Origin of the sequence: Lysobacter sp. (assembly GCA_013141175.1) — a bacterium.
Lineage (GTDB): Bacteria > Pseudomonadota > Gammaproteobacteria > Xanthomonadales > Xanthomonadaceae > Lysobacter_I.
Map to the genome: position 1 here is coordinate 3,587,711 of JABFRN010000001.1, position 25,890 is coordinate 3,613,600.

Annotated in this window: 21 protein-coding genes and 1 tRNA gene; 17 read left to right on the plus strand and 5 right to left on the minus strand. The window is 63.5% G+C overall.

Annotation, left to right across the window (positions count from 1 at the left end; genetic code table 11):
- Window positions 1-41: 41 nt before the first annotated feature.
- On the minus strand, window positions 42-2,105 hold the full coding sequence (locus HOP03_15825; protein NOT89628.1) for an elongation factor G: 2,064 nt from the start codon (window positions 2,103-2,105) through the stop codon (window positions 42-44).
- A gap of 302 nt (window positions 2,106-2,407) precedes the next feature.
- On the opposite strand from HOP03_15825, the gene HOP03_15830 reads away from it, so the two are divergent.
- From HOP03_15830 to HOP03_15850, 5 genes are all read left to right on the plus strand, one after another.
- The gene (locus HOP03_15830) at window positions 2,408-2,842 is read left to right on the plus strand and encodes an OsmC family protein (GenBank protein ID NOT89629.1); all 435 of its coding nucleotides are present in this window, start codon (window positions 2,408-2,410) and stop codon (window positions 2,840-2,842) included.
- 754 nt (window positions 2,843-3,596) lie between these two features.
- Window positions 3,597-4,574 carry a hypothetical protein gene (locus tag HOP03_15835; GenBank protein ID NOT89630.1) on the plus strand — a complete coding sequence of 326 codons (978 nt, stop codon included), beginning with the start codon at window positions 3,597-3,599 and terminating at the stop codon, window positions 4,572-4,574.
- A 69-nt stretch (window positions 4,575-4,643) separates the two neighbouring features.
- Window positions 4,644-5,507 (plus strand): hypothetical protein, encoded by an 864-nt coding sequence (locus HOP03_15840; GenBank protein NOT89631.1) that lies wholly within the window; start codon window positions 4,644-4,646, stop codon window positions 5,505-5,507.
- Between the two features lie 151 nt (window positions 5,508-5,658).
- Window positions 5,659-8,094 (plus strand): hypothetical protein, encoded by a 2,436-nt coding sequence (locus tag HOP03_15845; protein NOT89632.1) that lies wholly within the window; start codon window positions 5,659-5,661, stop codon window positions 8,092-8,094.
- Between the two features lie 515 nt (window positions 8,095-8,609).
- The gene (locus HOP03_15850) at window positions 8,610-9,377 is read left to right on the plus strand and encodes a DUF2971 domain-containing protein (protein NOT89633.1); all 768 of its coding nucleotides are present in this window, start codon (window positions 8,610-8,612) and stop codon (window positions 9,375-9,377) included.
- A gap of 227 nt (window positions 9,378-9,604) precedes the next feature.
- Here HOP03_15850 and HOP03_15855 read toward each other — a convergent pair.
- Window positions 9,605-9,679, minus strand: a tRNA-Val gene (locus HOP03_15855).
- 74 nt (window positions 9,680-9,753) lie between these two features.
- On the minus strand, window positions 9,754-10,605 hold the full coding sequence (locus HOP03_15860; GenBank protein NOT89634.1) for a hypothetical protein: 852 nt from the start codon (window positions 10,603-10,605) through the stop codon (window positions 9,754-9,756).
- 372 nt (window positions 10,606-10,977) lie between these two features.
- Here HOP03_15860 and HOP03_15865 point away from each other — a divergent pair, with 372 nt between their 5' ends.
- Window positions 10,978-11,391: a hypothetical protein gene (locus tag HOP03_15865; GenBank protein NOT89635.1), complete on the plus strand. Its 414-nt coding sequence runs from the start codon at window positions 10,978-10,980 to the stop codon at window positions 11,389-11,391.
- Window positions 11,392-11,739: 348 nt separating this feature from the next.
- Here the strand turns inward: HOP03_15865 and HOP03_15870 are convergent, their stop codons facing one another.
- Entirely contained in the window at window positions 11,740-11,967 is a 228-nt protein-coding gene (locus HOP03_15870; GenBank protein ID NOT89636.1) for a hypothetical protein, read from the minus strand.
- A 305-nt stretch (window positions 11,968-12,272) separates the two neighbouring features.
- Here HOP03_15870 and alr point away from each other — a divergent pair, with 305 nt between their 5' ends.
- The 7 genes from alr (at window position 12,273) to HOP03_15905 (ending at window position 21,574) form a co-directional block, all read left to right on the plus strand.
- The gene (gene alr, locus HOP03_15875; protein NOT89637.1) at window positions 12,273-13,463 is read left to right on the plus strand and encodes an alanine racemase; all 1,191 of its coding nucleotides are present in this window, start codon (window positions 12,273-12,275) and stop codon (window positions 13,461-13,463) included.
- A gap of 131 nt (window positions 13,464-13,594) precedes the next feature.
- A complete protein-coding gene (locus HOP03_15880) occupies window positions 13,595-15,022 on the plus strand; it encodes a deoxyribodipyrimidine photo-lyase (protein NOT89638.1) in 1,428 nt (475 codons plus the stop codon).
- A 69-nt stretch (window positions 15,023-15,091) separates the two neighbouring features.
- Window positions 15,092-16,555 carry a wax ester/triacylglycerol synthase family O-acyltransferase gene (locus tag HOP03_15885; GenBank protein ID NOT89639.1) on the plus strand — a complete coding sequence of 488 codons (1,464 nt, stop codon included), beginning with the start codon at window positions 15,092-15,094 and terminating at the stop codon, window positions 16,553-16,555.
- Window positions 16,556-16,992: 437 nt separating this feature from the next.
- On the plus strand, window positions 16,993-17,676 hold the full coding sequence (locus HOP03_15890; GenBank protein ID NOT89640.1) for an OmpA family protein: 684 nt from the start codon (window positions 16,993-16,995) through the stop codon (window positions 17,674-17,676).
- Window positions 17,677-18,129: 453 nt separating this feature from the next.
- Window positions 18,130-19,428: a hypothetical protein gene (locus HOP03_15895; protein NOT89641.1), complete on the plus strand. Its 1,299-nt coding sequence runs from the start codon at window positions 18,130-18,132 to the stop codon at window positions 19,426-19,428.
- 618 nt (window positions 19,429-20,046) lie between these two features.
- Complete coding sequence (locus HOP03_15900) at window positions 20,047-21,033, plus strand: sigma-54-dependent Fis family transcriptional regulator (GenBank protein ID NOT89642.1); 987 nt, start codon at window positions 20,047-20,049, stop codon at window positions 21,031-21,033.
- A 295-nt stretch (window positions 21,034-21,328) separates the two neighbouring features.
- Window positions 21,329-21,574 carry a hypothetical protein gene (locus HOP03_15905; GenBank protein NOT89643.1) on the plus strand — a complete coding sequence of 82 codons (246 nt, stop codon included), beginning with the start codon at window positions 21,329-21,331 and terminating at the stop codon, window positions 21,572-21,574.
- Between the two features lie 52 nt (window positions 21,575-21,626).
- Here HOP03_15905 and HOP03_15910 read toward each other — a convergent pair whose 3' ends face one another.
- On the minus strand, window positions 21,627-21,929 hold the full coding sequence (locus HOP03_15910) for a hypothetical protein (protein ID NOT89644.1): 303 nt from the start codon (window positions 21,927-21,929) through the stop codon (window positions 21,627-21,629).
- Window positions 21,930-22,065: 136 nt separating this feature from the next.
- On the opposite strand from HOP03_15910, the gene HOP03_15915 reads away from it, so the two are divergent.
- From HOP03_15915 to HOP03_15930, 4 genes are all read left to right on the plus strand, one after another.
- Entirely contained in the window at window positions 22,066-22,587 is a 522-nt protein-coding gene (locus HOP03_15915) for a hypothetical protein (protein ID NOT89645.1), read from the plus strand.
- Window positions 22,588-22,726: 139 nt separating this feature from the next.
- Window positions 22,727-23,500 carry a hypothetical protein gene (locus tag HOP03_15920; protein ID NOT89646.1) on the plus strand — a complete coding sequence of 258 codons (774 nt, stop codon included), beginning with the start codon at window positions 22,727-22,729 and terminating at the stop codon, window positions 23,498-23,500.
- Between the two features lie 253 nt (window positions 23,501-23,753).
- The gene (locus HOP03_15925; protein NOT89647.1) at window positions 23,754-24,206 is read left to right on the plus strand and encodes a hypothetical protein; all 453 of its coding nucleotides are present in this window, start codon (window positions 23,754-23,756) and stop codon (window positions 24,204-24,206) included.
- Window positions 24,207-24,263: 57 nt separating this feature from the next.
- On the plus strand, window positions 24,264-25,370 hold the full coding sequence (locus HOP03_15930) for a GNAT family N-acetyltransferase (GenBank protein NOT89648.1): 1,107 nt from the start codon (window positions 24,264-24,266) through the stop codon (window positions 25,368-25,370).
- Window positions 25,371-25,890: the final 520 nt, after the last annotated feature.

Here is a 25,890-nt window from a genome sequence, read left to right on the forward strand (position 1 = left end):
AAGATTTGAACAGTCGGCTATGTTTTTTGTTCAGATCGTTGCTATTCCTCTTCGTGCCTCGGTTTGTAGGCATCGACCAGTCGGCTCTGCACCTGCGCCGGCACCGGTTCGTAGTGGCTGAAGTCGAGCGAATACCGCCCACGACCCGCGGTGACCGATTTCAGCTCCGCCGCATAGCCTTCCAGCTCCGACAGCGGCACCTGCGCCTTGACCAGGATCTCGCCGCCGCGCACCGAGTCGGTGCCGTTGATGCGCGCGCGCTTCGACGACAGACCGCCGCTGATATCGCCCATATGCGATTCCGGTGCGGCGACTTCCAGATCGACGATCGGTTCGAGCACCTGCGGACGCGCTTTCGCGATCGCGTCGAGGAAGGCCTTCTTGCCGGCGGCGACGAACGCGACCTCCTTGCTGTCGACCGGATGATGCTTGCCGTCGTAGACGATCACGCGCACGTCCTGCATCGGGTATCCGGCGACCGCGCCGGTGCCCAGTACCTGGCGCACGCCTTTTTCCACGGCGGGCATGAATTGCCCGGGAATCGTGCCGCCCTTCACTTCGTCCAGGAACTCGAAACCGGCGCCGCGCGGCAGCGGTTCGATGCGCAGGAACACTTCGCCGAATTGACCGGCACCACCGGTCTGCTTCTTGTGGCGATGATGGCCTTCCGCGTTCGCAGCGACGGTTTCGCGATAGGCGATGCGCGGCGGGCGGCTGGTCACTTCCACGCCGTAACGGTCCTTCAATCGCTGCAGGTTGATGCGCAGGTGCAGGTCGGAGAGGCCGCGCACCACGGTTTCGTTGGTCTCGATCTCATGCTCGACGTGGAAGCACGGATCCTCCTCGGCCAGCTTGTGCAGCGCGATCGACAGTTTCTGCTCATGGCCTTTGCTCGCCGCCGCCACCGCAAGGCCGAACATCGGCTTCGGGAAATCCAGCGGCGCGAGATGGATCTGGTCCTCGTCGTGGCTGTCGTGCAGCACGGCGTCGAAATGCAGCTCGTCGATCTTGGCCACGGCGGCGATATCGCCGGGAATCGCCTGTGCGATTTCGACGTGCTCCTTGCCCTTCATCTTGAACAGATGCGCGACCTTGAACGGCTTCTTGCCGTCGTCGACGAACAGTTGCGTGTCCTTCTTCACCGTGCCCTGGTAGATCCGGAAGATGCCGAGCTTGCCGACGAAAGGATCGTTGACGATCTTGAACACGTCGGCGATCACATGGGCGGCGGCATCGGGCGTGGAGACGATCGGCGCTGCGGTATCGCCCATGCCCTTCACGAACGGCGGCGGATTGGCTTCGCCCGGATGCGGAAAGAGTTTCTCGGCGACATCGAGCAATTCCTTCACGCCCACGCCGCTGCGCGCGGACACGAAGCAGACCGGGACGAGATGACCTTCGCGCAGGCACTGCTCGAAGGCATCGTGCAACTCCTGACCGCTCAGGCCTTCCTCGCCGACTTCGAGGAAATGGTCCATCACGCCTTCGTTGATTTCGACCACCTGGTCGATGATCTTCTGGTGCCAGTCGCCGACCGGGCCCAGGTCGCTGTCGCCGGTGCGATGGCCGAAACAGTCGATGACCGCCTTGCCGCCGTCGGCGGGCAGATTCAGCGGCAGCACTTCATTGCCGAAGGTCTCGCGCAGCTCGTCGAGCAATGCGCCGAGCTTGGTGCCGTCGTGATCGATCTTGTTGACGACGATGACCCGGCAGAGTTTGCGCGCCTGGCCGTACTCCATCATCCGGCGCGTGCCGTAGCCGATGCCGGCGTCGGCATCCACCACGACCGCAAGTGTTTCCACCGCCGCCAGCGCCGACAGCGTGGGGCCGCGGAAATCCGGATAACCGGGCGTATCGATGAGATTGACGTGGATCAGCGGTTGACCGGGCGCGGTGTGGTCGATGCCGGCGATGGCGGCATCGATGGAATGTCCGCGTTCCTTTTCGATGGCGTCGAAATCGGACACCGTGCTGCCGCGTTCGATGGTGCCTGCCGTCTGGACTGCGCCGCCGGCATGCAGCAGGGCTTCGAACAAGGTAGTTTTGCCGGCGCCGGGGTGGCCTGCGAGGGCCACGTTGCGGATGTGTTCTGTGGAGTACGACATGAGCGACTCTCCTTTCGCGAAAGGCGTTGGGGTGAGCCGTCATGGCTGTCCGCGTTCGGGAAGCCTGCCGTCCGAGCAGGCGCTCGGCGGGCGGTCATGGCGGTACGTCCTGAGGACGCCCGCCAAGGATCGGAACTTCGGCGGCGCGGGTCAAGCCGCATTGCGGTACGGCGATGCGGGTATTTGATTTCGGTCAATCGCAGCGCTGCACCCAGTCTGCGGATGCGCGCGCACAGGCACATTTCCAAGCCGCGGCGAGCGCGTAGACTCGGCCGCTCAGCAACGGATGAGGAGTAGTCGTCATGGCTTTGAAACGTATCGCGACCGCGCATTGGGAAGGCGACATCCAGACCGGCAAGGGCGGGATGAGCACGCCGCAGAGCGGACTGTTCGCCGATCAGAATTATTCGTTCAAGACCCGCTTCGGTGACGAGAAGGGAACCAACCCCGAGGAGTTGCTGGCCGCCGCCCACGCCGGCTGCTTCAGCATGGCGCTGTCGGCGGTACTGGGCCGCGCCGGGTTCACGCCGACCCGGATCGACACCCGTGCCGAAGCGACGATGGAGCCGGGCATGGATCCGGGCCCGACCGTGACCGGTGTGCATCTGGTCGTGAGCGCCGTGGTGCCGGGTATCACCGCCGCGCAGTTCGCCGAGATCGCCAATGCCGCGAAAGCCGGCTGCGTGATCTCGCGAGCGCTGGCGGTGCCGGTGACGATCGACGCGACACTGGTTTGATCGCTGCCGCTTGATCGGCCGTGCCCGGCATCATGCGGGCACGGCCGGCGGCGCGTGGCTGGCGGACAACCCGGGACAATGGCGGAGAGGCGGTGGATGACCTTGCCAGTGTGGAGATCCGATCAATACCCGGTGCTGTAAATAAATTGTTAATCCGTGGCGCGGCTCGAACGCAAGCAGGATCCCACGGGCGATGAAGCTACCGCGCCTTGTTCGCCGTCGGCTTCCTGCAGGGTGCGGAGGCAACATCGCCTGCAGGCCTGAGCTTGTCCGGCGCCTGAGGGCGCCACTTCCCACCTTCGCCCGGAGTTGCTAGCCTGAGCCGGAACGCGTCCGGAGCGCGGCCTTGCCGGCCGCCCGGAAACATCGAATCGGGAGATCGGGAATCCGGATGGAACATGCATCGCCATCGACGCTGAAGGGTGCGCCTGCGCCGGCCGCGTGGATTTCCGCCCTTGGCTTCGATGTTGCGCACGATTTCGACATTGCGCCCGATGCAGTGCGGACCTCCTCTACAACGATCCGGAGCCCCGCGTCGATCTGGGGGGCATCCGCTCCCGCGACCCGCGACCCGACCCCTTCTTTTCTTCGCAACAGACCCGTCATGGAAAATCGATGTCGTAAGGCATAACCACCGCTGAGCGACACTCGTTGAATATCCATTTGGAGCAGCTTGATGGCTGATATTCGACAACAGGCAGTGGCCACTGCCCATGAATACCGACAAGGGAATATCGCGACATTGGACGACGCGATGACCCGCAGGCTGATCGCCTCCACCGTGATGAGCGAAAGCCACGGCGGCGATCCTGCCGCGACGAATCGTCTCGGATTCGTCGGACGCTACAAGGCCGGCGCGGAATTCCTCGCCGAAGCCGGTTACGTCGACAGGGACAAGCTCGGCCAGGCGATGGCGGGGCAGAAGTCCGAGTGGGCGTGGGCGAAATCCGGCGGCATGGCCGCATTCCTCCAAGACGCTTCCCACTGGACCAGCGGGCTCAGCCTCGACGCCTACAAACGCTCGCCGGAGCTGCAGGACAACGCGTTCAAGCTCAACGCCGAGAAGCATCATCAGCGCGCCTTGGAACAGGGGTTCCTGGGCGAGGACGAAAAACCCGGGCGCGTCGCCGGCTTCCTCAAGGCCGCGCACATCGTGGGTTTCAACAGCGCCCGTGAAGCCATGACCGGCGGTCGCGCCTATCGCGACGCCAATGGCGTCAGCAACTACGACCGCATCCACGACATCAGCCGCAATGGCGATGGTCTGGACAAGTTGATGACGGCCATGCGGCCCGATGCATCGGAAACATCGGCCGGAAAGACGGCCGCGATCGCTTCGGTCGCGCATCCGGATCACCCCGAGCACGGGCGGTATCGCGAGATGTACGCCGCCCTGGCGTCGGTGCCCGGACTGTCCAGCGATCAGGAACGGCAGCGGGCGGCAGCCTCGATGATGGTCGCGACCATCGTCGCCGACATGCCGCGCGTCGATCACGTCGTCGCCGGTCCGGGCGGTGCGGTGTTCGCGGTACAGGGCGATCTGCGCGACGTCTCGCACAAGATCCTGCCGCTCAACCTCGCGCAGCTCGCTTCGCAGCCGATCGAAACATCGACGGCGCAGCTTGGCGTGCTCGCGCCGCCGCAAACCTCTCCACCCCGCAATCCACACACCGACCCACAGTCCGACCCACACGTCGACGCTACGCGCCAGGAGCGTGCGCGCGCCGTCTGATTTCCGCCACGTCGCCACACCGATCCGTGGCGTTCCATTTTTTCTTTTTTTCGAGATGAGGAAGCACGTATGCGTTATCGAAGTGCATCGATCCTGACATTGATGTTGTTGGTGGCCGCGTGCAAGCCGACCGCGCCGGCGGCCGAACCGGCGGCAGCGGCACCACCCGCCGCCGTCGCAGAGCCCGTGACCGCGCCGACGCCTGCTCCGGCACCAGCGGTGGATGCCGCGTTCACCAGGGAGATGCCGTATGCGGATCTGCGCAAGCGACTGACCGATGCCGGATGGTTGCCTTTGAGAGATCCGATGTGCCGCGAAAACGTCGGCGGCGCAGCGCTGGTTTGCGGCGAGCTGCCGGAAGTCGAAAGCTGCAGCGGCGACGGCCATTGCGTCATGTATTTCGCCAATGCCGCCGAAGGCAAGCGCATCCGCGTGACCGCGTATGGACCTTCCGAACGCTGGAACGTCGCGGGCGAAGAAGCCGCGTTCGCGGTGACGTCGTGGGATGTTTCCGCGCTCGACCCTGCCGCGAAGTCGATGGATGGCGCTGTGCCTGCCTGTCCTTCGCAGGATTTCGACGCGTTCCTCAAGGCGTTCGCTTCCGACGATCGCGTCGAGCGGGCGTTCACCGCGTCGATGGTCAAGACCGCGGAACTCGGCGGCGGCGAGGATGGCGACGACACTGTGCTGGTGTACCAGCCTGCGGCGGGTTACGCCGACTTCAACGTCAAGTACACGGACAACGCGTTCCACTTCATCGACGCAAACGGCAAGAAGGATGCCGCTTCGCTGGATCTGAAGGTGGAGCCGCAAGGCGATGACGTTCGCATGGTCCGTTACCAGTACGGCATGTCGGAAGGCAATTCATACAAATTCGAGAAGAAGGCGGGCTGCTGGTATCTCACCGAGGATCCCGATCCGCCGAGTCCTTGAGTCGGAACAGACCGCGGCAGGCGTCCCGCGCTTGCTGTATTCCACGTTTCATGAGTGAAGACATTGACATGAGCGGGAAGGGGGCCGGTTTCGCATTGCCCCCGCCGACTGCTCTTCCCCGAGATCATGCGTCGAACAGGAGATTCCGGAAATGGCCAAAATCAAGATCTACGAAAGCGTCGGCGGTAATTCCGACCCCGTCAGCAACTACCGCGATCTGGAGAATCATCATCCCAGCAAAGGGCTGCAGGAGAGTGGGCGCGTGTATGCCCGCGTCGGTGGGGAGTCGGAAGAAATACTGGGCAACTACAAGGGCGGCGCGGTCCTGACGCCGGGCGGCGAATACATGGTCAGCAAGGACATGGTGCTGACCGCGCCCGGGCTTTCCAACGGCAACGTGCCGATCCCGTCCCCGGCTGCCGGCGTGATCGGCAAGATCGATCGCACGGATGGCGTCATCACCATCAACGACCCCAAGACCGGCGACACGATGTTCCAGATCCGTCATGCCCAGGTCGATCCGAATCTCAAGCCCGGCGACAAGATCGAATACGGCCAGTCGCTCGGGTTGCAGCACGGCTACAACAACGGCAATCCGAACGCATTTCCGAATCACGTCCACTTCGATGTGAACACCAGGTACATCGCCCAGGCGGACAAGTGGATCAAGGACATGGACAGCGGCGCGCTGACCACCGACAAGCGCCCGGCGCAGACCGAAAACCTCGTGACCGAACGCCCCAGTTTCGTGCCGATTTCCGGCAATTTCCCGAAGCCTGCCGATCCGCCGCTGGCCGATGGCAAGCTCAGCATCGGCGAAAAGGGCCCGGAAGTGGAAAGACTGCAGCTGGCGCTCAAGGCCGCCGGTGCGCTCGATGCGAAGGGCAATGCGCTCAATCCGGACAAGGATTTCGGCGAGCGGACGCGTGAAGCGGTCATCAATTACCAGAAGACCCATGGCCAGCCCGAGACCGGCGTTGCCGACCGGAAGATGCTGACCGATCTGGGCGTGATCGCACCGCAGCAGAACCAGACGCCGCCGACGCAGACGCCGACACAGACGCCTCCGCAGGATCAGACGCAAACGCCCCCGCAGCAGCCGACGGGCAACCGGGTTCCGGGCGGTCCAACCGACTTCGGCTCGACCAATCCGCTCGGTACGCTGATTTCGAGCGGCGAAGGCGGTTACGGCTCCTACAACCGCGGTCGTGCAGGCGACGCCAACGGTGCGCAGATCGACTTCTCGCAGATGACCGTGGGCGAAGTGATGCGCCGTCAGGATCTGGCGAAAGGCGATCCCGACCGTCTGTTCGCGGTCGGCAAGTACCAGATGATCCCGGGCACCTTCGAGGAAGCGGTGAATTCGTTGGGGGTCGATCGCAACGCCAAGCTCACGCCGCAGTTGCAGGAACGGATGTTCGCCGATTACCTGGTCGACGAAAAACGTCCGCAGGTGAAGGCGTACATCACCGGTGAGACCAGCGGCGCGCAGGGCCTGCAGGGCGCGCAGCTCGCGCTGGCGCGCGAATTCGCGAGCGTCGCCGATCCTCGGACCGGGCGCAGCGTCTACGACGGCGATTCGGCCGGCAACAGCGCATCGATCACGGCCGCCCAGGTCGGTACCGCGCTCGATCAGATGCGTGGCCAGTACCAACAGAACATCAAGAGCGGCATGAGTGCGGACGAAGCCTATCGCGCGCTGAGCGGCGACCCCACTCAGACCCAGGGCGGCCAAACCAAGGGCCAAAGCGGCAGCACCAGCGATACGCTGCTGATCAAGGAAGAACGCGGCGAAGGCGTGAAAGGCCTGCAGGAAGCACTGAACAAGGCGGGCATCCGCGATGCGCAGGGCCAGTCGCTGCCGACCACCGGTTATTTCGGCGACAAGACCGAAGAAGCGGTGCGCAAGTATCAGGAGCAGAAGGGGTTGGAAGTCGACGGCAAGGCCGGCAAGGACACGCTGACCGCGCTGGGGATCTATCCGGGCCAACAGGCGGAGCGCGCCACGGCCACGCAAAACGCCACGACGCCCGTCAGCAGCAGCGAGCAGCGCCCGTCATCGACCACCGCGCCCGAAGGATCGAAGTCGTCGCAAACGCAGTCGCCAGCGACATCGACCGAAACCCCGCCGAGCAATGTCGCCCCGCAGCAGATGTCGCAAACGGACAAGCCGCTCATGTCCAATCCCAACCATCCCGACAACAAGCTGTACCAGCAGGCCTTGTCGAATCTGGAACAGTTGGGCCCGAGCGGCGGCTTCAAGTCGCGCGAAGACATGGAGAAAGCAGCCGCAGCGGTCGCAGCGGACGCCAAGGCGACCGGCTTGCAGAGCATCGACCATGTCAGCAAGACCTCGGCGCCGAATGGCCAGAATTATCTGGTGGCGGTCCAGGGCGACCCGACCAGCGCGGCGTCGAAGAATTCCTATGTCGACTACAACCAGGCGGTGAACCAGGGCGTCGACCAGAGCACGAAGATGGCCGAAGCGACCAAGCCTGCGGTACAGCAGGCGCAGCAGGTCGATCAGAACCAGCAACAGGACCCGAACAAGCAGGACCAGAACAAGGTGGCCATGGGCGCTCGTTGATCGAACGCGACGATGCGATGAGGAACGCCAGCGGGCCATCGGGAGATGGCCCGTTTTTTGCGCGTTTCGAGCGCCATCGTCGTGGATATCAAATTCCAAGGCTGACGCCGATAGCGGTTGCTTTTTTGTAGGAGCGGCGCAAGCCGCGAAACCCGCAGCCCATCCCCCCGGCAACTTTCGCAATCAGGGCACAGCCCCGCAATCCATCACAGCATTCAGCCGATTAGTGCTAACTGCAAGCAGTACAGCGTCGAAGACAATTCAAGGCTTACTGCTCTGCGCGGGAAGGGCGATCCAACGGAGCCGCTGGAGTGTCGGCTCAGTGTCGAATGGCACTTACTTAAGCACGGCATCCAGATTTTCGTCATTCCCGCGTAGGCGGGAATCCAGTGACTTCAGGCTTTCTTGACCAAGCAAAGGCGCTGGATCCCCGCTTTTTGCGGGGATGACGGGGCTTAAGTAAGCGCCATTCAGCTCAGTGTCCCTTTCTTTTTGGTAATGCGGCGTCATAGGCTGTGTCGATTCCGCGCGTGGTGCATATGGACAAAGATCCTGGATTCTCTGAATGGTTAGCTGAAACCATGCGGCTTCGAGGTCTTGGTGATCAATTGCCATCCCGTATGTATAAATTTTTGTCGCCGGAGTCGAAATTTTTTTCTTCAACGATGCAAGAAATAATGCTCAATAGCCGTGTGCGGCTTTCGTGCCGAAGCGAGTTCAACGATCCGTTCGACACAAGCTTCGGCCTAGAAGAGCCAGATTCAAGGATTATTTCTTCGTTCCTGCAGGGGATATCTACTCGGCAAGGCAATTTTTCTGCTTTGCCCGATGAGTATATTCAAGGCGCCGCGAGCAACCCATCAGCATTCAAGGTCAAGGCGCACGCAAGTATCTCCGAATCTCTTGATCGCTTTGGCATTTTCTCGATGACAGAGAGCATCGCCCAGCCATTGATGTGGGCCCACTACGGCTGTTCTCATAGGGGAATTGCCTTGGTGTTTCGCCACGCGCTTTCGGAAAACAGCCTTGGAGGTTTTCCGATTCGCTACCAGGACGAGTACCCTCGCTCCACCTTGGCACCCGAAGGGATCGAGATCATCCACGTGTTCGTCAAGGGCCGAGCGTGGGAATATGAAAAAGAATGGCGTCTCGTGTATGGCAATCGGGCTCGAGAATGGTTGGACATTCCGCCGGCGTCGCTTGTGGGGTGGTGTTCGGCATTCACACAGAGCAATCGACCTATGACTGTGTCTTTGAATTGGCCAAGCAACGGCGGGAACTGAACTTGCCACCGATATGTCTTTTCCACGCGTTCGCTGGGGAGTCCTACGACCTCTCTTTTGCGCAGTCCGTCGGAAATAACCAGTGGAAACCCGCCGACCTTCCCTGAGCTAACAACTACTCTCGACAGCAAAAATGAATTTCAGTACGACGGACAGTACAACGGAAAAGGCCATCCGTTTCCGAATGGCCTTTCGCTAAAAAAACCCCTATAAATCATAGGCTTGTTTGGTGGGCGGTGCAGGGTTCGAACCTGCGACCCTTGCCGTGTGAAGGCAATGCTCTACCGCTGAGCTAACCGCCCGGAGATCGGGTTGATGATTGTACGGAGTGAGCGAAACCGAGGCAAGCCGGTAGAGGCCCGGTGCTTCGGAGGGCTTACTCCAGTTCGGATTTGGCGTAGGCGGCGTCCAGGGCTTCCATCGCATCCAGCGGTTTGCAGCTGGCGGCTTTCTCGTAGGCGGCAGCGGCTTCGTCTTCTTTCTTGTCGCCGTGCAGCAGCATCAGCAGGTTGCCGTGCTCGATATTGGCGATGGGGGAGGCCGGGGTGAGCTTCAGCGCTTCCTTGATGTGCTTTTCGGCCTCGGACGCCTTGGCGCCGTAGGTCAGGCCGCCGATCATCGCGCCGATCTTGTTGATGATCTCGCCGTGGTAGATCGCCAGCGCGGTATGCGCTTCGGCGTGTTTGGGCGCCAGCGACAGCGCGGTGTCCAGCGAGGCGCGGACCTTGCCGGCGATACCGTCCTTCAACGCCTTGGCGATCGACAGCCCCTGGCTGTAGCGGCCGAGCGCGAAGGCATGGCGGTAGTGGCTGTTGGCTTCATCGGGAAGCGCCTTGATGGCGGCTTCGGCCAGTTTCGCGGCCTGTTCGAAACGCTTGAGCTTTTCCGCGTCGTTGTCGACCAGATAGGTCGCGTGGATGCCGATCGCTTTGGCCGCGACCGAGGCGCCCACTGGACCAAGCGCTTCGCCGGCCTCGAATGCGGCCTTGAAATCGCCGGCGTGGAAGCTGCGCCAGGCATCCTGCAGCGCATCGGCCAGCGCGTTGGCGTCCATCCCCTTGGGCGCTGCTTTTCCGGCCGCTTTGATCAGCGCTGCAGTGTGTTTCGCATCCGGGAAGGGTTCGCAATCGCCGGCATGCAGCTTGGGCCAGGCTTTCTTGAGCGCATCGCCGGCATAGGCGAAGGCTTTGGCGTCGTGGGGGAAGGCGGCCCAACTGGATTTGGCCATGTTCGAGTCCTCGCAATGGAAGCCGCCAGCATCCCGCGAGTCGCGATGCGTGGCAAGTCCTGAAGCTGAGGTATCCCCACATTTGCGTGCATCCAAAAACATCGTCGTCCCCGCGAACGCGGGGATCCAGCGACTTTCAGCTTCTGTGCAGCGCAAAGAGACCGGGTTCCGGCGTTCGCGGCAACGACGGGTAAAAGATATGGTGATGGCCGATCAATCGATCCGTTGATGTCCATGAGGAAAAAGTGGGGCACCTCGGGCCCCGAAGGCCTTGCAGCATGGGCGGCCCTAGTGTGTTTGCTCTGCCGTGCGGAGCCATGCTGGCCGTGTCCCAAGCCGGGTCCCCCGGCATCCCCGCAACGGAGATCACTCATGGCACGCAAGAAAATCACCGGCAAGACCCGTATTTCCACGCCCACCGCGACGCCCCGCCACCTGTGGCTTGCCGGTCTGGGCTTGGCGTCGATCGCACGCAAGCAGAGTTTCGCTGCGGTCGGTGGCGCCGCCGACCGTGTCGTCGAAGCGCGCCGTCAGGCGACCGCCGCCGTCGGCCAGATGCAGTCCAATCTCACCACCGCCGCTGGCGAATTGCGCACCCGCATCGAAGCCGGTGCCGCCCAGTTGGGCAATACGCTCGAAACCACGCTGTCGCCGCTGGTCGCCAGGTTCAAGCCGGCGAAGGCCAAGCGCACCGCCCGTCGCGGTCGCAAGCCGGGCAGCAAGAATGTCCGCCGCACCACCGCGAAGAAAACGGTCAAAGCCGTGAAGCGCGCGCGCAAGGCCTGATCGTTTCGGGCTGCAATCGATAGTGCAAAAAACAAGGGCGCCATTGGCGCCCTTGTTCGTTTCCACGGCGCGATGGGCTCACGGAATGGGGCCGCATCCCTTCTGCGCCATGCATACTTCAAACCGGAATTGGCAGATGTCCGGATGGGTGCCTCTGGCGATGCATCGCACCAAGCCGTCGTCGCACTCCCGATATGCATGTGGTGGGCATGCAGCGTCGGCGATGCCGATATCGAAATATCCGCGACAAAGCACGCGCACGAACACGGACGATGCCTGCCGTATGTATGGCAGGCATCGTCGACAAGGACAGCGTTGGTTTCCGAAATCGCGGCGTGGATTCCGGAATCAGTAGCGACGATCGCCGGGAATCATCTGCGCTGCCGATTTTGCTGGCAGATAACCGTACTTGCAGAGCCATAACTGGTCCCTGCAGATATCGATATCGATTCCGGCAGCCACGCAAGCACGAAACTCCGATACGCATCCATAGGCTGCTGCTGCGTTGCCGGAAGACACCGTGAGTAGAAGTCCTGTCACAAGTGTGCCGATGGTTGTTTTCAGTATTGTTTTCATGGGCAATTCCTTTTTTCCGTTTAAAAAATCCCCTGCGTCGACAGACTACTGCGGCAGCTGGATGGTTGCAATTCCGCGCCTGCCCGGCGAATGCGCGATGCGTCAAGGATCGCGACCGTCCTGATCGCCCATGCGCTCATTCCCGCTGGGGCCCATCAAAGCGAAACGATCCCTCGCCCGATCGACCGCGCATGCCGGCGATTGTCGTGAGCAGGTGAATGGGGATCGCGATCCGCTCGGGATATACGACAAAGGGATATGCGGCAAAGAGAACGCATTCAGGCCCGCGGCCGGTAAAATGCCGCATGACCCGACCGACGCCCACCATCACCGACGTCGATGCCCTGCGCCATCGCCATGCCGAGGCGAGCGAGCGGCCGACCCGGATCCATGTCGATCTCGATGCGCTTTCGCACAATCTCCGTGCACTGCGCGCGCATGCGGGCGTGCCGGTGATGGGCATCGTCAAGGCCAACGCGTACGGGCACGGGCTGGTGCCGGTGGCCTTGCATCTGCAGGCGCAGGGGGTTGAACACTTGGGTGTGGCTTTCCTTGAGGAAGGCATCGCGCTGCGGCAGGCAGGCGTGGACGTGCCGATCCTGGTGATGGGCGGCATCTTCGGGCCGCAAGTGGCCCGGTTCATCGTCCATGACCTGGACATCACGGTGTCGTCGCTGGACAAGCTGCGCCAGGTCGAGCGCGCGGCCGAGGCGCTTGGTCGCAAAGCCACCATCCATCTGAAGATCGACACCGGGATGGAGCGTATCGGCGTGCACAACTACCGTGCCGGCGGTTTCATCGAAGCGGCGGTCGCGTCGCCGTGGTGCGTGGTGAAGGGCATCTATTCGCATCTGGCCTGCGCCGACGATCCCGCATCGCCGATGACCGCGCTGCAACTCGAACGCTTTCTCGAGGCCTGCGCGCATTTCGACCGCATCGGCGCACCGATGCCGCTGCGCCATCTGGCCAATTCCGGCGGGGTGCTGCATTTCCCCGAAACCCATCTGGACATGGTCCGTCCCGGGATCGCGCTGTACGGCGTGCTGCCCGACCCCGCGTCCCGGCCCACGGTGGATCTCCGGCCCGCGCTTTCGCTGGTGTCCCAGATCGTGTACTTCAAAGTGGTCGAGGCCGGGCATCCGGTCAGCTACGGCGCCACGTGGGCTCCGCAGCGGGACACGCGCGTGGTGACCATTCCGATAGGCTACGGCGATGGCTATCCACGTTCGCTGTCGTCGCGCGGCGAAGTGCTGATCCGTGGACATCGCCACCCCATCGTCGGCCGGATCTGCATGGACCAGTTCATGGTCGACCTCGGACCACAGGGCACCGCCTACAACGAAGACGAAGTGGTGTTGATCGGTCGCCAGGGCGATGCCGGGATCCGCTGCGAGGCGGTGGCGCAGGCCGCGGGGACCATCCCGTACGAGATTCTGGTGGGCCTGAACGATCGCATTCCCCGCGAATACCGGGGCGGCGCTTTGTCGCGGATCTGACGCATGATCGGTGCCGGGAGCACGAGGACGCGAGTGCGGTTTGCTCGCAAAACAGGCGGATGGCCGCAGTGGTGCGGCAGAAGGAGATTCACCATGTTCACAAGGATGTTCGTCCGCATGGAGACGATGTGATGGCCAATGCGATCGTCTGGTTCCGCAATGATTTGCGCCTGTCCGACAATCCCGCGTTGCAGGCCGCGCTCGACGCTGGCTATGCACCGATTCCGGTCTATATCCATGCGCCGGACGAAGAGGGCGCATGGACGCCCGGCGCGGCGGCCGAGGCTTGGCGGCACCACTCGTTGGCCGCGCTCGACGCCGCGCTGCGCAAACGCGGCTCGAGGCTGCGTTTTTTCCATTCGCCGACCTTGCAGACCCTGCAGTCGCTAGCAGCCGCCTGCAACGCCGAAGCGGTGTTCTGGAATCGCCGCTACGAGCCTGCGATCGAGAAGCGCGACACCGCGATCAAGGCCGCGCTGAAGTACCAGGGCCTGCGCGCCGAGAGTCACAACAGCGCACTGCTGTTCGAGCCCTGGCAGATCGCGACCAAGCAGGGCGGCCCGTACAAGGTCTTCACCCCGTTCTGGCGCGCGTGCCAAGCGGCGCTGCATTTGCCGATGCTGCACGACGCGCCCGCGACCCTGCCGAAGGTCGACGATGGTCCGCATGGCCTGCCGTTGGAGGCGTTGAAACTGTTGCCGTCGCCGGGTTGGGACACGGATTTCTGGGCGCATTGGCAGGCCGGAGAATGCGGCGCGCGCGCGGCGCTGGATGTCTTCGCCGAAGGCGCATTGCGCGATTACCGCAAGGAGCGCGACCGTCCCGACCGCGTCGGCACCTCGCGGCTGTCGCCGCATCTGCATTTCGGCGAGATCGCGCCCTGGCGGATCGCGGCGGTGTTGCTGTCGCTGCGTACGCCGCGTTTGGCCGAGGAGATCGACGGCTACCTCCGGCAACTGGGTTGGCGCGAGTTCGCCTATCACCTGTTGCATCATTTTCCGCAGACGACCGAACAGAATCTCAATCCGCGCTTCGCCGATTTTCCATGGGCGAAGGTCAGCCCGTCCATGCGCGATGCCTGGCATCACGGCCGCACCGGCGTTCCGATCGTCGATGCCGGCATGCGCCAACTGTGGCAGACCGGATGGATGCACAACCGCGTACGGATGATCGTCGGCAGCTATCTGTGCAAGCACATGCGCTATCACTGGCGTGAAGGCGCGCGCTGGTTCTGGGACACCCTGGTCGATGCCGATCTGGCCAACAACACCCTCGGCTGGCAGTGGATCGGCGGCACCGGCGCGGATGCCGCGCCGTATTTCCGCATCTTCAACCCGGTGACCCAGGCCGAAAAGTTCGATCCCGATGGTGCGTACATCACCCGATGGTTGCCGGAGCTGTCGCCATTGCCGCCTGCACTGCGATTCGCGCCGTGGACCGACCCGCTCACGCTGGCCCGCTACGCCCCCGACTACCCGCGAAAGCCCATCGTCGATCTCGCCCGCGGCCGTCTCGCGGCGCTGGACGCCTATCGCAGGATCGGTGGCGGGAGCGACTGAGCGATCCACGGCTCGCGTTGACCGCGGCTGTCGCGCGTGATTCACTCGCGGCACGACGGGGAGACACGTATGACCGATGAAAAGTCCGCAGGCACACCGGCGTTCAAGCGTCCGCGCCGCGAATCCATGTCGCGGGTCGACACCGCATGGCTGCGGATGGAGCGGCCGACCAACCCGATGATGATCACCGGCGTGCTCATGTTCGATGAGCCCATCTCGCTTGTGAAACTGAAGAAGGTCATCGAAAAGCGTTTCCTCGATTATTCGCGGTTCCGGATGAAACCGGTCGAGACGCCTGCCGGCATGGCGTGGCAGACCGACGATGATTTCGATCTCGACTGGCACGTGCGGCTCTCGGCGCTGCCGGGCCGCGCCGACCAGAAAGCGCTGGAACGCTTCGTCAGCGCGCTCGCTTCCAGCCCGCTGGACAAGACCAAGCCGCTCTGGCAATTCCATCTGGTCGAGAAATACCACGGCGGTTCGGCGCTGGTGTCGCGCATCCACCACAGTTATGCGGACGGCATCGCGCTCGTGCAGGTCCTCTTGTCGCTGACCGACACCGCCCGCGAACCGGGCAAAGGCGCAGATCTGGGCAAGGCCTGGCTGAAGCAGGACGGCGCCAAGGTCGCGCGCCGCGTGGGTGCGGTCGAGCGTTACGCCAAGCTCGGTACGAAGATGCTCGAAAAGGGCATGGACATGTACCGCGACCCCACCTTGGCCGGCGTACTGGCGAAGGAGGGCGGCGATATCGCCCGCGAACTCGTCCAGGCCCTCGCGCTGCCCGACGATCCGCCGTCGCTGCTGCGCGGCAAACTGGGCGTGAGCAAGCGCGTCGCCTGGGCGCCGCCGCTGGATCTGGAGGAAGTGAAGGCGGTCGGCCGCGCTTGCGGCTGTACCGTCAACGATGTCCTGATGGCCACCGCCGCAGGCGCTTTGCGCGATTACATGATCGAACGCGGCGAGCATGTCGACGGCATGACCCTGCGCGCCACCGTGCCGGTCAACCTGCGTCCGCTGGAGCACGCGCGCAAGCTCGGCAACCATTTCGGCCTGGTGTTTCTCGACTTGCCGGTAGGCATCAGCAACCCGATCCGGCGCCTGGAGCACGTCGCCGAATGCATGCACCAGCTGAAGAATTCACGGCAGGCGATCGTCGCGTACGGGCTTCTGGCGGCGCTCGGCATGGCGCCCGCGCCGGTGCAGGAACTCGCGCTCGAGATGTTCAGCCGCAAAGCGACCACGGTCGCGACCAACGTCCCGGGCCCGCAGCAGCCGCTGTACCTGGCCGGCGGCAAGATCCGCGAAATGATGTTCTGGGTACCGCAGACCGGTTCCATCGGCATCGGCATGTCGATCCTGAGCTACAACGGCAAGGTGCACTTCGGGTTGATCGCGGATGCCAAGCTCGTCCCCGATCCGGATGCGGTGATCCGCCGTTTCGGCACCGAGTTCGAGAAGCTGCTCTACCTCACCCTGATGGGCAGTTGGGAGCAGACCATGGATTCGGTGGCCGCCGAGGCCCTGCTCAGCTGAAACGCACCCCATGGGGTGCGGCTTGGCCCGAGGTATCCCCACACATCGAACATTTCAAAAGACGTCGTCATCCCCGTGAACGCGGGGATCCAGCGACTTCCCGCTTCTGTGCAGCGCAAAGACACTGGGTTCCCGCGTTCGCGGGAACGACCGGTGGAAGAACGGCGACTGCCGATCAATCGATCCGTTTTATTTTCATGCGGAAAAGCGGGGATGCCCCAGGCCAAGGCGCATCGGCATGTCCGATGCGGCAGTTGCGCAAAGGCGCACAGGCATTTCCGATGCGGCGGGTGCGCCAAGGCGCATCCCATGGGCGCGGGAAAGGATGCAGGTTGCATGCTGCGCCGCGCAATTCGCATAGACAGCCCGGTGTCAGCTTCCCGAGCCTAAGGTGACTCCGCCTACCGGCGCCCTATGCCGGTCTACAGGAGTTCCTCATGTTCAAGTCCTCCCATACCTCGGTCGCGATCGCCATCGCGACCAGTCTGCTGCTCACCAGTTGCGCCACCTACACCGGCCAGACCAATGCCCCGGACGATCCCAACCGCACCCGCAATGGCGCCCTGATCGGCGCGGCCATCGGTGCGGTGGCCGGCATCCTGAGCGGCGACGACGCGCTTGAGCGTCGCCAGCGTGCGCTGGTCGGTGCCGGTGTCGGCGCAGTCGCCGGCGGCGCGGTCGGCGTGTATCAGGACCGCCAGGAAGCCGATTTGCGGCGCCGCACCGCCGGTACCGGCATCGAAGTCACCCGCGATGGCGACGTGATCAAACTCAATCTGCCCGATGGCGTGACCTTCGATTTCGGCAAGGCCAATCTCAAACCGCAGTTCTACTCCGCACTGGATCAGGTCGCCGCGACTATGGCCGAGTACAACCAGACCGTTGTCGAGATCAGCGGCCACACCGACAGCGTCGGCAGCGACGAAGCCAACCAGCGTCTGTCCGAGCAGCGCGCAGGATCGGTCTCCAATTACCTCGCCGGCAAGGGCCTGATCCGCGAACGCTTCGAAGTGGTCGGCATGGGCGAACGTTATCCGGTCGCCAGCAACAACTCCGATTCCGGTCGCGCCATGAACCGTCGCGTCGAGATCCGCGTGGTGCCGCTGACCCAGGGCGGCTGAGTTTCCACCATCGCAATCCATCGACGGGCCGCATTGCGGCCCGTCTTCGTTTGTGGAGCGTGCTGGCGCGAAACGACTCGCATTCAAGAGTCGTCGCAATCTGTTTCGGGATGCAGGGAATGAAATGTGATTCCGATCACCGAAGGCGCTGGTCGAAACGTGGCCATAATCCGTCGTGATCGCGGGCGGGGCAGGATGCCGAGCGCTGGCGGGTCGCGAACAGGGGGTTTCCTTCGGACATCATAACGAGCCCTGTTCATGTCGAACCCATTTCCGTTTCATCATCATCTCCTCACGATCTGCCTCGGTGCCGCAGCAGCAGTCGCCACGTGCTCCTGTACCGATACGAACAACGACGCGCGCAGCCGACGATCGACCGCGACGCTTCTTGCGCAGACCGAGCGTGCGCCCGTGGGCTCGCCGAGAATCAGAAGCCGACCACTGCCGCCGCTCTTGAGCGGCCCACCCGCAGGCAGTCTTGATACAGCCTTCAGCAATGACGGTATCGTCGCCCATCACAATGCTGCTGGCGGCAACGGCAGCGACAACGGCGAGGCCGTCGCGATCGACAGCAACGGACGCATCGTCGTCGCCGGCTACAGCACGAATGCCAACAACGCACTGGTCATGACCCTGTGGCGGTACACGTCGACCGGTGCGCTCGATACCACTTTCAACGGCACCGGTCATGCGACCCATGCCGGCGGTGGCGGCGCGAACGCCAACGATCAGGCGATCGCATCGTCCGTTGCGATCGACGCCAGTGGCCGCATCCTCGTTGGCGGTTACAGCATTGCGGCGAATGTCTGGGGCATGGCGATGTGGCGGTTCAATGCGAATGGCACGCCGGACGATACGTTCGGTGCGGCCGGCAGCGATGGCATGGTGCGTTTCCCCAGCCCGCAGAGCGGCGGCACGGTCGCGACGATGGCGCCGAACGGGCACATCCGCGCATCGGGTTTCACCTGGAACGGCACCGACTGGGATTCGGCGCTGTGGCGTTACGACGCCAACGGCGCTTTCGATGCCGGCCGCGCCTACATCTATTCGAATTACTCGACCGGCGGCAACAACGAAGACATCGCCGTCGACGTTGCGCATGACACCAATGGCAGAGTCGTGATGACCGGCTATCGCACGAATGCGGCCGGCAACCAGGACATGACCGTGTTCCGGTTTTCCGATGATGACGGAGGCCCCCTCGACGACAACTTCGGCACCGGCGGCATCGTCAGCCACGACAATGCTGCAGGCGGGCAGGGCAACGATGTTGGCCGCGCGATCGCGTTCGACAGCGACGGCAAGATCGTGATCGCCGGTTGGAGCCCGCGCGGCAGCGGCGACACCAACGGCGACATGGCGATCTGGCGTTTCAACGGCAACGGCACGCTGGACGCCACGTTCAAGAGCAGCGGTTACGTGACTCATCATGCGGCGGCCGGTGGCGACGGTAACGACTGGGGACGAGCCGTGGTGATCGACGGCAAGGGGCGGATCGTGGTCGCCGGGCAAAGCGCGAATACGGCCGGCGATGCCGATATGGCCGTGTGGCGCTATCTGGCAAACGGCGAACTCGACACCGCGTTCGGAGGCAAGGGCTGGATCGTCAATGCGGCTGGCGCCGGTGGCACCAGCGGCAGCGACGGCGCGCGCGGCATCGCGATCGATGCGAACGGCCGGCTCGTCGTGGTCGGGCGCAGCGCCAACGCGAACGGCGATATCGACATGACGATCTGGCGCATCCTGCCCTGAGCAGGTGCGGCTCTGGACAGGTGCGGCTCTGAGCAGGCGTGAATGCGTTGGAACCCGCCGACTTCAGCCCACCGCAATCAGGAAAGACGCGGGATCCACGCGTTCGCCGGGGTGACGCGATTGGACGTCGCGATTGCCGGATCCATCGCGGATACGCTTGTATCTGAAAAACGGCTGTCCTAAGATCGCCTGCTGGCAAAGGAACAGGGAATGGGTGCGATGCCTAAGTTCGATGCTCAACATCATGCCGTCGGGCGGGTTGCTCGAAAGCGCATGCACTGCGCGCTGGGCAGCGCGAAACACATCAATCGCAACGCACATCGACTGAAGCCCGTCGGCGACGGACGGTCATAGTCATCGCTGGCCTGCGACAGGGCCGGTACGCGTCATTCTTCAGCGTCATGGATCAGCGATGGTCCGGCATGCACCTGCGCAACGTGGGGGCGGGGCTGTCGGGCGTAACAGGGCGTTGGCCGCAGACGGGACAGGGATCCAGCGTTTTTTTCGAAAAGCAGGCCACTGCAGGTCCTGGATTCCGTTGATGGGGTGTCTGTCGAGAGTGTGCTGGGGCGACGCGTTCGCGCCCGTCATGACGATCTAAATATCCGGGGGGGTACGATGGAAGCGTATTCACGATTCAACTTGATAGGCTCATCCGAGCAGTTCCAGAAAGTCCTCGCGCGCATCCAGAAGCTGGCGTCGCTCGACGCGACCGTGCTGCTGTCCGGGGAAACGGGGACAGGCAAAGAGCTCGCGGCGCGGGCGATCCACTACCGCAGCGCCCGGTCCGACAAGCCGTTCGTGCCGGTCAACTGCGGTGCGCTTGCCGAATCGCTGATCGAAAGCGAGTTGTTCGGCCACGAGCGCGGCGCATTCACCGATGCCAAGACCGCCTCCAATGGATTGATCGGCGAGGCCGCTGGCGGCACGCTGTTCCTGGACGAGGTCGACACGCTGAGCGCCAAGGCGCAGGCGGCGCTGCTGCGTTTCCTGCAGGATCGCACCTATCGACGGGTCGGCGGCGGCACGCTGCGGCAAGTGGACGTGCGCGTGCTGGTGGCCAGCAACGCGGACCTGCCCGAACTCGTGCAGAAGCGTCAATTCCGCCAGGATCTGCTCTATCGCCTGAATGTGCTGTCCCTGCACTTGCCCGCGCTGCGCGACCGCGAGGGCGATGCTGCGGTGCTCGCGCGGGCGGCGCTGCAGCGGTTGAGCCATCAATACCGTTTGCCGTTGAAACAACTGCATGCCGATGGTCTCGCGTTCATCCAACGCTATCGCTGGCCGGGCAATGTCCGCGAGTTGGAAAACATCATCCATCGCGAATTCCTGATGAGCGACGATACCGAACTGCATCTGCGCGAATCCTGCGAAGCGCTGATGGGCCCGGCCGTACTGCTCGCCGACAGCGATACAAAGGCGCCTTTCCGCGATGCCAAGGCCAATGCCCTGGCCGAGTTCGAACGCAGCTATGTGCGCGCGATGCTGGCGCGCACCGGTGGCAACATTTCGCAGGCGGCGCGCTTGTCGAAGCAGGAGCGCAGTGCCTTCGGCAAGCTGGTGCGCAAGTACAAGCTCGGCGGTTTCGAAGGTCAGGTGGCCTGACCGTTGCTTGGAATGCGCGCATCGCGTGCGTTCGATCCGATGCGTCCGCGCGGCTCGCCCTTCCGGGGCGGGCCCGGCGAATGGCGCCGGTGTCCGACGGTGCCGTCGAATCGCCATCCGCTGAATCGCGCGCGGAATCCGCAAGGCGGCGCGCGCCGACGAACCCCAGGTTCTCCTGCGTGCGCGCAGGTGGGGCCGGCTCGCGCAATTTTGAGTCAAATCATGCCGAATCCACCGGAGCGCGCGGTATTCTTGGCCCACGATCCGGTGACACATCAACTTCAAATCCGCACCTATGGATGAGCAACTCGTTGTATTCGCTGAGAATGCCATCCGCGCCTACCTGGCCGACCGCCCGGACAGCGCGGATACGCTCGATGGCATCCATTGCTGGTGGATTCTCTGGCCCGGCTTGTCCGAGTCGCCGGTGGTGACCCAGATCGCGTTGGAGCGGCTCGAAGCCGCGGGCGAGGTGGAGCCCGTCAGCGTCGGCAATCAGATCCTGTGGCGGCGCCCGCGCGCACAGCATCAAACGGTTTGAATCCACGCACCGCATATCGCCGTCACCGGCGATTTTTTTCGTCTCGATGCCTTCACTGCGATCGCCCCGCCATGGTGGGCGTCTCCGTGCGGCCGATGAGGTGAAAATCCACCCACCGGGTAAAAAACGACTCGATCCGACCCGATCCGCAGCGGAGTCTCGAAAACACCCGTGATCTGTCGATTCTTCGGCGATCGTGCCTGCAAGCGCGGATGGTCGGCGGTGTGGCGCGCATCGGCATGAGGTCGAAAAGCACCTCGTGCGCGGCGTCCGGATGCGGGGTTCGTATCGCAAACAATTGTTTTTCATGGTGCTTGCGGCCGGATCTTCCGGTGGCGCGGAAATTGCTGTGCATCGTTGCAAGGCGTGCGATCGGCATTCGATGGGGCGCAGGCCGTGCCCGTCCGTGTGGCGGGGAACGTTTTACAGGGGCGTCGCGCCGAGGCCGGCGTAGGCGATGCGCTGCAGGGATCGAAGAAGAAGGGGTGGCGATGAACTGGTTCGGCAGCGGTGGCGGCAAACCGAAACCCGGCGGTGGCCAGTGGGTGGAGATGCAGGAGTACGTGCACAAGCGACCCGGCGTGGACGGCCAGCGCGGCGAGATCGAAAACCCGCAGGGCAGCGCGACCTACGATCGCAATCCCACCGACCTCACCGTGCACGGCATCGTGTCCGAGAAGCCGGGCGGTGGGACGTTCCTGATGCAGCAGATCGCCCTGGACGCGCAGCAGATGGGCAAACCGTTCGTGCGGACCACGATGACAGCGCCCAGCGCGTTCGGTTTCTACCATCGCATGGGCATGCTGCCTTCGCAGCAGAGCAAGGCGATGGGCGAGCTGTCGATGGCGCGGACCCATCCGGAAGGCGTGAGCTTCCCGATCGGACAGGTGGGCAGCAAGCCCGGGCGTCTGAACCAGGAGTCGCTGGACGCGATGGACCTGCGCATCAAGACCTCGCGGATGCAGTGGGAAGCGCCGACCGAGACGGTGGTGCGCAAGTCGTCCGGACGTTGAGCGGATGCGCGATGCCCCGGCCCGCACTTTCTTGATCGTACCTGCTTTGATCGTACTTTCTTCGACCGCGCCGTCTTGAATCCACGGTCGACGCGGATTGCCGATATCGGAACTGTTCCGCTCACCCTGCGAGACAACGATGGATGAACCCAAGCGACAGGTGAAACACCAGAATCCCTATCCCGAGGGAACCGAAAAGCACGCGCTGTTCGAGGAAGCCTGGTCGAAGAAAACCGCGTTCGGCAATTTCACCGGGATGTGGGATTCGGGCCGCAAGAAACGCGAGGCGCGCGTGCAGCAGCGCGTGGAAAGTTTCACCGCGAACCGGGATGCCTTCGTCAGCGACAATGGCCTGCCTTTGCAGCCTTCGTATCATCCGGAGCGGGATCAGCCCGATCATCCGTACACCGGTTTTCACGGCAAGGGAGAGTCGGTCAAGTACCTCGATCACAGCAAGGACGACCGGCAGGGCTTCGCCGTCAGCTTCGATCAAGGACGTCTGCAGCAGAAAGGCATCAAGAATGCGCAGGGCGAGGTGGTTCCGCCCGATCGCGTGGGCGACAAGGTGATGTTCACCCGACGGGCGTCCAACGCGGGTCAACTGCTCGCCATGATCAAGAGCACCAGGCCCGAGCGGGTGCAGCACAGCACGTTCAACGAAGGCATGGCGGTGGCCAATGCGGGCTTCATCAACCTGGATCAAACCGGTCAGGTGGACAGCTTCAAGTTGAGTTCGGGTCACTACGCGCCCGATGTCGAGAGCGGCGTGAAGCTTGCGATGTGGAGCGAGCAGCATGGCGTCTTTCAACAGGGCCAGGCGCGCATCCAGGACCACAGTGGCAAGCCGATGGACACATCGATCCAGGCGCGCATGTTCGCGGTGCAGTCGTGGGCGTCACGGCAGAACCACTGACGACCCGGCGCTCGGCGCCCCGACACCCTCCAGGCGCGCGGACCAGGTTCCGTGGCGCGGTCTTCACGGGAATCACGACAACAGGAAAAAGATCATGGAGGGTGGAAATGGAGGGAGAGGCAGGGGTTATGCCAGCGGTGAGCACAGGGGCGCGATGGAGTTCCTGAGTGCCGAGAACAGAGGGCGAAGCAGACGCAATTCGCTGCAGCAGGCGGACCTGATCCATCAAGCCGGATTGGAACAGGATCCGTTGATGCCACCCAGGGCGTTCGGCCGGGACAGCTTCGAGGCGCTCACGGACCCGCGTGGAAGCATCGATGCGCGCGCGCTGCTGAGCCAGATGCATCCGACCCAGGAGCAGCGATGGAATCCTGATCTGGGAGGCGGGCGGCGTCAGATCCGGACAGGCCGGAATTTCAGGGTTCCGGACCGGGACGATCCCAATCGCCATTTCAATGTGCGCATCCATACCAACGACAACCACCGGGAGAATCCCGAAGAGAACGCGTTCGGCCACGCCATCGTCCGGGTCGAGCACGTCGAGCGGGTGATGAACGCCGCAGGCGTTGAAGTGCATCACGTCAGGGGTGCGCTGATGGGGCTGCCGCCCGTGGGACATGTCGGCGGCCCGTGGGTCGCGCACCCGAACGATGACCAGGCCAATGCCGCGCATATCCCGGCGAGATTCGGCCGTCGTCTTCCCTGATGCGATGGTCGGAGCGGACTTTCCGATGATCGACCGCCGCTGGACAAGGAGTCGTGCGTGCATGCAATAGCGGAGATGAATGCGGCGGCGCAGCTCGAACCGGCGGACGAATCGCCTGCCGGCCTGTCGCTGTCGACGCTCTGGGATGCGCTGGCGTCCGCGCAGTGGTCGCTGCGCGCACAGCAGCGGTGGCTGCCCGAAGTGCTGGCTCGCGCGCACGAACTGGTGCCGGAATCGCGCATCGCATGGCTGCTCCGATTGCGCGAAGCGTCCCACTCCGCGTGGGCGGCGCCGGCATCCGTCCGGCAAACGATGCTGCAACTGGCGTCTGCATGGTGCGATTGGCCCTTGCTGTTGACGAGCTGCGAGCGCATGGACGCCGCAGGCGAATTGCCGGCCTGGGCCGGCTCCCTCATGGCGACAGCGCAACTGCGGTTGGGCGAGTCGCAAGCGGCATTGAGCCGCTGTCGGGCGATGGCGTTGCTGGATCCGCAGGATCGTTGGGCGACCGGGATGCACGATGCGCTGCAACAGTGGATCGCCTTCGTCGAGCGCGCGCCACCGATCCCCGGCGACGGATTGCGGCTGGAACCCCTGGGACATCATCACGCGCAGGACTTCGCGAACCAGTACTTCGACCCCGCCATCGCCGAACGCTGCTGCCTGCCGACCTTCGCCGATCACGCGCACTGGCATCGTTGGCTCGACCAGTGCTGGGGCTACGGCGATCAGCGCCTGTATGCCGTGATCCATGCCGAATGGGGCTTCGTCGGCAGCGTCAGTCTGATCCTGCACGACGACATCGGCCTGTTCTACTACTGGCTGGGCCGCGATTTCCAGGGGCATGGCCTCGGCCCGGCCGCGGCGCAGCTGCTGTTGGAAGACGCACGCGTGCAGCGTCGCATGCGCACCTGCTATGCCAAGGTCTTCGAGTACAACACGCCTTCGCGCCGCGCATTGGAAAAGCTCGGTTTCGACGCGCTCGATTTCCGCCCGGCGCCACCGAACGCGGATGAAATGCTGTATCGGCGGGGCCCGGCGCAGACGCGGCAAGGCAGCGTCGAAGAACTGCGCGCCCTGTTCGTGCGCATGGGCCTGGACACGCGGATCGCGGTGCCGTTGCCGGAAGCGCCAACGACGCGATCGATGCGCTTCGATCGGTAGTCCCGACCCTGAAGTCGCTTTTCGCCGGCCCTGTGGCCGGTGACGCTTTGGATCCTGTCCCTGAGGTATCCACACTCTTTCGAGCATTTCAAAAAAACGTCGTCATCCCCGCGAATGCGGGGATCCAGCGACTTCAAGCTTCCGATGCTTCCGGCTTCTGCGCAGCGCAAAGGCACCGGGTTCCCGCGTTCGCGGGAACGACGGGCAAAGGAACGGTGACTGCCGATCAATCGATCCGTTTGATGTTCTTGAGGAAAGAGTTGGAATACCTCAGATCCGGTTCCGGGTCCGATGCGTCTCCCGTGCGCGGCACGCGTTTCCGCCCCGACGGCTGCGCCGAGACTGCCGCGAACGGTTGCGGTGTCGGTGTGCAGGCGATATCGGCGCTTAGCTTCTGCCGGTGGAAGCGCTGCGACCTGCTCATCGTCGGAACCGTCGGAGACCTGCTCCACGACGGTGCCCGGTACGGGCGTGACCGGCGCCGCGTCGGTCATGACATCGCAACGCGATGGTTTTTTTC

Bases quoted from the DNA above. Each gene is read 5' to 3' on its own strand.
- HOP03_15915 (NOT89645.1), top strand. From the start codon at position 22,066: ATGAACTGGTTCGGCAGCGGTGGCGGCAAACCGAAACCCGGCGGTGGC.
- HOP03_15830 (NOT89629.1), top strand. From the start codon at position 2,408: ATGGCTTTGAAACGTATCGCGACCGCGCATTGGGAAGGCGACATCCAG.
- HOP03_15885 (NOT89639.1), top strand. From the start codon at position 15,092: ATGACCGATGAAAAGTCCGCAGGCACACCGGCGTTCAAGCGTCCGCGC.
- HOP03_15865 (NOT89635.1), top strand. From the start codon at position 10,978: ATGGCACGCAAGAAAATCACCGGCAAGACCCGTATTTCCACGCCCACC.
- HOP03_15825 (NOT89628.1), bottom strand. From the start codon at position 2,105: ATGTCGTACTCCACAGAACACATCCGCAACGTGGCCCTCGCAGGCCAC.
- HOP03_15880 (NOT89638.1), top strand. From the start codon at position 13,595: ATGGCCAATGCGATCGTCTGGTTCCGCAATGATTTGCGCCTGTCCGAC.
- HOP03_15840 (NOT89631.1), top strand. From the start codon at position 4,644: ATGCGTTATCGAAGTGCATCGATCCTGACATTGATGTTGTTGGTGGCC.
- HOP03_15905 (NOT89643.1), top strand. From the start codon at position 21,329: ATGGATGAGCAACTCGTTGTATTCGCTGAGAATGCCATCCGCGCCTAC.
- HOP03_15890 (NOT89640.1), top strand. From the start codon at position 16,993: ATGTTCAAGTCCTCCCATACCTCGGTCGCGATCGCCATCGCGACCAGT.
- HOP03_15910 (NOT89644.1), bottom strand. From the start codon at position 21,929: ATGCACAGCAATTTCCGCGCCACCGGAAGATCCGGCCGCAAGCACCAT.
- HOP03_15900 (NOT89642.1), top strand. From the start codon at position 20,047: ATGGAAGCGTATTCACGATTCAACTTGATAGGCTCATCCGAGCAGTTC.
- HOP03_15860 (NOT89634.1), bottom strand. From the start codon at position 10,605: ATGGCCAAATCCAGTTGGGCCGCCTTCCCCCACGACGCCAAAGCCTTC.
- alr (NOT89637.1), top strand. From the start codon at position 12,273: ATGACCCGACCGACGCCCACCATCACCGACGTCGATGCCCTGCGCCAT.
- HOP03_15925 (NOT89647.1), top strand. From the start codon at position 23,754: ATGCCACCCAGGGCGTTCGGCCGGGACAGCTTCGAGGCGCTCACGGAC.
- HOP03_15835 (NOT89630.1), top strand. From the start codon at position 3,597: ATGACCCGCAGGCTGATCGCCTCCACCGTGATGAGCGAAAGCCACGGC.
- HOP03_15845 (NOT89632.1), top strand. From the start codon at position 5,659: ATGGCCAAAATCAAGATCTACGAAAGCGTCGGCGGTAATTCCGACCCC.
- HOP03_15870 (NOT89636.1), bottom strand. From the start codon at position 11,967: ATGAAAACAATACTGAAAACAACCATCGGCACACTTGTGACAGGACTT.
- HOP03_15920 (NOT89646.1), top strand. From the start codon at position 22,727: ATGGATGAACCCAAGCGACAGGTGAAACACCAGAATCCCTATCCCGAG.